This is a genomic window from Paenibacillus guangzhouensis (assembly GCF_009363075.1).
In the GTDB taxonomy this organism is placed as follows: domain Bacteria; phylum Bacillota; class Bacilli; order Paenibacillales; family Paenibacillaceae; genus Paenibacillus_K; species Paenibacillus_K guangzhouensis.
The window spans coordinates 5,283,288-5,290,000 of record NZ_CP045293.1; the positions used below are offsets into that span (position 1 = coordinate 5,283,288).

Annotated in this window: 4 protein-coding genes and 2 rRNA genes (1 of these 6 only partly in view); all 6 read right to left on the reverse strand. The window is 46.9% G+C overall.

Going from position 1 to position 6,713, the window contains the following annotated elements; genetic code table 11:
- Position 1 precedes the first annotated feature (1 nt).
- Complete coding sequence (gene pdxS / locus GCU39_RS23805) at positions 2–886, reverse strand: pyridoxal 5'-phosphate synthase lyase subunit PdxS (RefSeq protein WP_227793662.1); 885 nt, start codon at positions 884–886, stop codon at positions 2–4.
- A 135-nt stretch (positions 887–1,021) separates the two neighbouring features.
- Positions 1,022–2,413, reverse strand: a complete 1,392-nt coding sequence (locus GCU39_RS23810) for a D-alanyl-D-alanine carboxypeptidase family protein (RefSeq protein WP_152397406.1) — start codon at positions 2,411–2,413, stop codon at positions 1,022–1,024.
- Between the two features lie 152 nt (positions 2,414–2,565).
- Positions 2,566–4,023 (reverse strand): IMP dehydrogenase, encoded by a 1,458-nt coding sequence (gene guaB / locus GCU39_RS23815; RefSeq protein WP_152395738.1) that lies wholly within the window; start codon positions 4,021–4,023, stop codon positions 2,566–2,568.
- A gap of 116 nt (positions 4,024–4,139) precedes the next feature.
- Entirely contained in the window at positions 4,140–5,357 is a 1,218-nt protein-coding gene (locus GCU39_RS23820) for a putative glycoside hydrolase (protein ID WP_152395739.1), read from the reverse strand.
- Between the two features lie 475 nt (positions 5,358–5,832).
- Positions 5,833–5,949, reverse strand: a 5S ribosomal RNA gene (rrf, locus tag GCU39_RS23825).
- Positions 5,950–6,004: 55 nt separating this feature from the next.
- A 23S ribosomal RNA gene (locus tag GCU39_RS23830) occupies positions 6,005–6,713 on the reverse strand (it continues 2,222 nt past the right edge of the window).

Below are 6,713 nucleotides of genomic sequence, written 5' to 3' on the forward strand. Positions count from 1 at the left end.
CTTACCAGCCGCGATCTTGCATGCGCTCGGATGCGCTCAATTTGGAGATTTCGATCCCTTTCATTGGCGTACCAAGGTTCTTCGACACTTCAGCGATCAATTTGTAATCTGTGTAATGTGTTGTTGCTTCAACAATCGCACGTGCGAAACGTTCAGGGTTGTCGGACTTGAAGATTCCTGAACCAACGAATACGCCGTCTGCACCTAGGTGCATCATCAATGCTGCATCGGATGGTGTTGCAACGCCGCCTGCAGCGAAGTTAACAACCGGCAATTTGCCTGTCTCATGAACGTCAAGCAACAAATCATAGGATACGCCTAAGTTTTTCGCTTCAGCATACAGCTCGTCCTTGGACAAGTTCTGAACCTTGCGGATTTGGCTGTTAATTAGACGCAAGTGACGTACCGCTTCAACGATGTTGCCTGTTCCTGGTTCACCCTTCGTACGAAGCATCGATGCACCTTCACCTACACGTCGAAGTGCTTCGCCAAGGTCTTTGGCGCCACATACAAATGGGATTGTGAATTCTTTCTTATTAATATGGAAAACTTCATCCGCAGGTGTTAACACTTCGGACTCATCAATATAGTCAGCACCCAGTGCTTCTAATACCTTTGCTTCAACATAATGTCCAATACGAGCTTTGGCCATAACTGGGATGGATACCGTCTTAACAACTTCTTCAAAGATCGTTGGATCCGCCATACGAGCGACTCCGCCTGCTGCACGAATATCCGAAGGAACGCGCTCAAGTGCCATAACTGCTACTGCACCTGCTGCTTCAGCGATTCTTGCTTGCTCAGCATTCATGACGTCCATGATGACGCCGCCTTTTTGCATTTCTGCCATACCTCTTTTTACACGAGATGTTCCTGTTTCCATTATGCTCTGCCCCCCGAAATATATTAAATCAATGGATTTATAGATCGATACAGCTCTTTGAAGAATGCATGAATCTAACAAAATATTTTACAGTATGCACTTGAAATAGACAACCATCTAGCTCGGAATTCAAGCAATTTAGAACAGATTTTTAATTCCAGAGAACAAATCCTTGAAGAAGTCGCCAATCGCACGGAAGAATAAGCGCAGCCATCCGCCCTTTTCTACATCCTCCGATGCAACCAGATTTACTGTCTTCTTCTGGTCGCCATTGTCGGATTTGAACGTATACGTGATCTCTCCGACTTTTTGGCCCTTCTTAATTGGAGCTACCAACGTCTCGTCCATTTTGGTTGTAAAGGTGACCTTGTCAGTATTCGCGCCTTTTGGTACAACGAAGCTCACAGCAGACTCGGTTACCGCCGATACCTCTGTGGATTTACCCTTCTTCAGCTTCGCCTTGTCTGCACCTGGAACAACCGATTTAGGGGCTACCGCTTGCTTCACTTCGAAGTTGTTGAATCCATAATCAAGGACTTTTTTCGTCTCGATGAACCGCTTCGCTTCTGTCTTGGCACCCATGACGACACTGATCAGACGCATACCGTTACGTGTTGCTGTTCCCGCGAAGCAGAATCCTGCTTGCGAAGTATGCCCTGTTTTGAGTCCATCCAACCCAGGATAAGCATAACGTTTGAATGAAGGAATGGATGCATTGGATTCCAGCATCCAGTTATAGTTAATAATCGGCGTTTTATCACGCTCACGGAATTTGTAAGATTGAATTGTCGTAAATCTGGAGAAATCCGGATGATCTTCAACAATCCGCAAAGCTAGCTTTGCAATGTCACGTGCCGATACAACTGTCTCCCGGTCTTCGGTTGGACGGTATTTCTCAGGCATATCCGCACGGCTTAGCCCCGTTGCGTTAATGAAGTATGCCGTTTTCATGCCCATTTTTTGTGCCGTTTCATTCATTAATTTCACGAACTCTTGTTCCGACCCGGCAACGCGTTCTGCAAGTGCTACCGTTGCATCATTGGCCGAACCGACCGCCATCGCAATGAAGAGCTGCTCTACGGTATGCTGATCCCCTTGAGCGAGGAAGATTCGTGATCCTTTGGTTAGGGATGCATTTTCGCTTGTCGTTACGATTTCATCCCATTTCAGCTTCCCTTGCTTTACTTGTTCTTGAACAATGTATTCGGTCATCATCTTCGTCATACTCGCCGGTGGCAAAGCCTCGTCTGAGTTAATATCAACAAGCAATTGGCCCGTCGCGGCATCCATCAAAATCGCTGATTTCACTTCGAGGTTCAACGATTCAGCGGTAGGCATTTTAATATTGGCAGATGTAATATCCTTCGTGAGCGACTGTGTTGTCGTTGTAGTCGTCTTCGTCTCACCTTCTGCGAAAATCGCGCCTGCAGGAGCCAGCGCACCGCATAGTAGTTGGAATCCTAAGAATATGGCAATCGTCTTCTTCAACATTTGACGTTTTTTATGTTCACGTAATTTATCATTATTCATCTTTTTCAAAACAGATAATTCCCCTCTCGTACATAACACAAATAATATTGATTAAAAAACCTATAAATCATTGTAACACACGCTTGTACACAAAAAAAAGACAGGCAAGGATTAGAACCCTGCCTGCGCGATATAGACCTATAAAATTCCCTTTAAACCGAGTAGTTCGGTGCTTCTTTGGTAATTTGTACATCATGCGGATGGCTCTCGCGAAGACCCGCACCTGTAATCCGAACGAATTGTGTATCGTTCTTCAATTCATCAATGGTTGCTGTGCCGCAGTAGCCCATACCCGCACGCAAACCGCCGATCAATTGGTGAATGGTGTCTGCTAACGGCCCTTTGTAAGCAACACGTCCTTCGATACCTTCTGGGACGAGTTTCTTCTCGTTCTCTTGGAAGTAACGATCTTTACTTCCTTCTTTCATAGCGCCAAGGGATCCCATGCCACGATATACTTTGTAGCTGCGGCCTTGGTAGATTTCTGTCTCGCCTGGGCTTTCTTCTGTACCAGCGAATAGGCTTCCTAGCATCACCGCTGTTGCCCCTGCTCCTATCGCTTTAACGATCTCGCCGGAATATTTAATACCGCCGTCTGCGATAATTGGAATACCATGTTCACGAGCAACCGTTGCACAATCATAAACAGCCGTTACTTGCGGAACACCGATCCCTGCGATAACACGTGTTGTACAGATCGATCCTGGACCGATACCGACTTTGACCACGGATGCGCCAGCTTCGATTAATTCACGTGTACCTTCGCCTGTAGCGACGTTCCCCGCGATAATCGTAAGATCTGGATACAGCTCACGGATCTTGCGAACCGCGTCGATAATGTTAATATGATGTCCGTGCGCCGAATCAACCGTAATCACATCAACGCCGGCTTCCACAAGCGCTGCAGTCCGTTCGAATGTATCTTTGGAGATACCAACCGCTGCACCTACGAGTAAGCGACCTTGTGCATCTTTTGCAGCGCGTGGGAATTGAATGGCTTTCTCAATATCTTTAATCGTAATAAGGCCTTTAAGGGTATTCGTCTCATCCACAATTGGAAGCTTCTCAATTTTGTGCTTCTGAAGGATGCCTTCAGCTTCCTGAAGTGTTGTACCAACTGGTGCAGTTACCAGGTTCTCGCGTGTCATCACTTCGTTAATTTTGATCGCAAAATCATGTACGAAACGCAAATCGCGGTTCGTTAAGATCCCGACCAACTTCTTATCCTCGTCGACGATCGGTACACCAGAGATGCGATATTTCGCCATCAATGCTTCTGCATCATAAACGTGGTGGTCAGGTGTAAGGGAGAAAGGATTCGTAATAACGCCGCTCTCAGAACGTTTCACACGATCGACTTCTTCCGCTTGTTGTGCAATCGTCATATTTTTATGAATAATCCCAATACCGCCTTCACGTGCCATTGCAATCGCGAGTGCAGCTTCCGTTACTGTATCCATACCTGCACTGATAAGAGGAATGTTCAATTTCACCGATTTACTGAGCGATACAGAAGTATCAACCTCACGCGGTAACACTTCTGACTTCCGAGGTACCAACAACACATCATCAAAAGTTAATCCTTCTTTAGCAAATTTCGTTTCCCACACCGGATAGTTCCTCCCTTAAATCTGTAGTTTATAAGTATTGCCGTCAAATATTATTGTTCATCTTAGCAAAGGGGGTATAGGCTAGTCAAGGAATCCGAAATAGTCATATAATTCAGTTATTTGTAGTTATATTTGCACTTCGAATTCCATAGCAAAAATTGGTGTATCCCTTGTCCCTCTAACGCTTTAACTTGCTGAATTACTTCGCTCTCCCCATAAGCCCGATGAGAGCGCACCCATGTGGCAGTAAAATTCTGCAACCAGGGTCTGATCTCTGCGGGAGCATTGCCTGAACGTCGATTCTGCGTATTGGATGCGATAACACGCTCTGTATTCGAGGATGACATTTGTTCATTCCGTTTCTTAGCATCGATCATCGCATGCTTAATGACACTGCCAGGCGTCAAGTCCGGATGGGCGATTCCATAAGTCCCGCTGGAATAATGGGAAGGGTAGGTCATAGGCGATATGTAGTCTACTTCACTTGCAATTTGTTCCCACACTTGGCCAATCCCCATATCATTCTTCTCGGACGTGACCAGTCCGAATACATCGGCAGATACATAAGCACCTGCAGCATGAATCGCTGGACGAGCGCGTTGAAGGAACTGACGAATGGCTTCCGCTCGTGTTCGGCCTTGTTGATGCGTAAAAACAACCTCCTGATTAACACGTCTCGCATTGTCTGGAAACCGCACATAATCGAACTGGATCTCATCAAAACCTAATCGTGCAGCTTCTACCGCAATCGCAATATTATAGTCCCATGTCTTCTCAAGGTACGGGTCTAGCCATGCTGTACCTTTCACGTCATGCCATACGTCTCCGTTTTTCTTATGTAATGCCCATTCTGGCTTCTTCTTCGCGAGATATGGATCTTTAAAAGTAACAATACGCCCTATCGTGTAGATCTGTTTAGCTTTCAATCTACGGACTAAGGCACGAATATCTTGAATGGCAGGATGATGATCCGCACCAGCTTCCTTCACTAGCGGGATAGAAGAAGAGTATGTCAAAATCCCCTCATCTGCCTTCACATCAATAACAAGGGTATTCAAATCTGTCCGTTCGAGCAGCCCGAGCAATCGATTCAACGCCTTGTTACTCCCTGCAACCCACCCAGATACATAAATCCCTCGCGCATGAATCTTCTTCGGAAGCCTACGTGCCAATACTTGTTGCGCTTGTTCATCTGTATATGAGGAAGGTGTGATGCCGTCTTGAGTTTTAGGGGATTGAGCAAACTTGTGGTGTCGAGTTGCTGAAGATTCACAACTGGTTAGCATCATTGCCAACCCTAGAAAAAGCAAGAGCAATTTGAATTGATTTGGCATGTCTTCCACCTCCTACCCTGTAGTATGGGCGTAAATCCCTGTAAACTTGAAAGGGGGTTGAAGGGTATACAGGTAAAAAATGCATATTAAAATGGGTGAGATATGCGATTAAACTACACCCGAGTACGGAACGAGTGTAGTGCAGGTCGGGGCCGCTCGGCATGTTGGCCTTGATTCGGCTAACGAACTCAGAGCACCTTATTTCCTCAAAATTTGTGTATATGGTTTTCTAACGAATCCTCAGGTCGCTATTTCCGTATAACACGTACTTTTTGCCTGATTTCGGCCAAATAACGCTATTCAGATTCGTTAAATTCAAAAAATCCAGTTTTTCGAGCCAATTAGGATACGACGGTTCGTTAGCCGAATGCGAGTAACGATGGACAGTCGGCCACTCCCGTAGATCTATCCAAACAATACAAACAACAAAAAAAGACCACCTTCGAGAAATAAATCTCAAAAGTGGTCTTTCGCTGCTTGGCATCGTCCTACTCTCCCAGGACCCTGCGGTCCAAGTACCATCGGCGCTAGAGGGCTTAACGGTCGTGTTCGGGATGGGTACGCGTGGAACCCCTCCGCCATCGACACCAAACGTTACAGAGTTTGATCTCTGAAAACTGAATACGAGATAATTTGCGTTTTATGTTTAGGATAAGCCCTCGACCGATTAGTATTGGTCAGCTCCACACATTGCTGCGCTTCCACCTCCAACCTATCAACCTCGTCGTCTTCAAGGGGTCTTACTAATTGGGAAATCTCATCTTGAGGGGGGCTTCACGCTTAGATGCTTTCAGCGCTTATCCCGTCCGTACTTGGCTACCCAGCGGTGCTCCTGGCGGAACAACTGGTACACCAGCGGTACGTCCATCCCGGTCCTCTCGTACTAAGGACAGCTCCTCTCAAATTTCCTACGCCCACGACAGATAGGGACCGAACTGTCTCACGACGTTCTGAACCCAGCTCGCGTACCGCTTTAATGGGCGAACAGCCCAACCCTTGGGACCTACTTCAGCCCCAGGATGCGATGAGCCGACATCGAGGTGCCAAACCTCCCCGTCGATGTGGACTCTTGGGGGAGATAAGCCTGTTATCCCCAGGGTAGCTTTTATCCGTTGAGCGATGGCCCTTCCATGCGGTACCACCGGATCACTAAGCCCGACTTTCGTCCCTGCTCGACCTGTATGTCTCGCAGTCAAGCTCCCTTATGCCTTTGCACTCTTCGAATGATTTCCAACCATTCTGAGGGAACCTTGGGGCGCCTCCGTTACTCTTTAGGAGGCGACCGCCCCAGTCAAACTGCCCACCTGACACTGTCCCCGAACCGGATCACGGTCCTAGGTTAGAACTCCGATACGA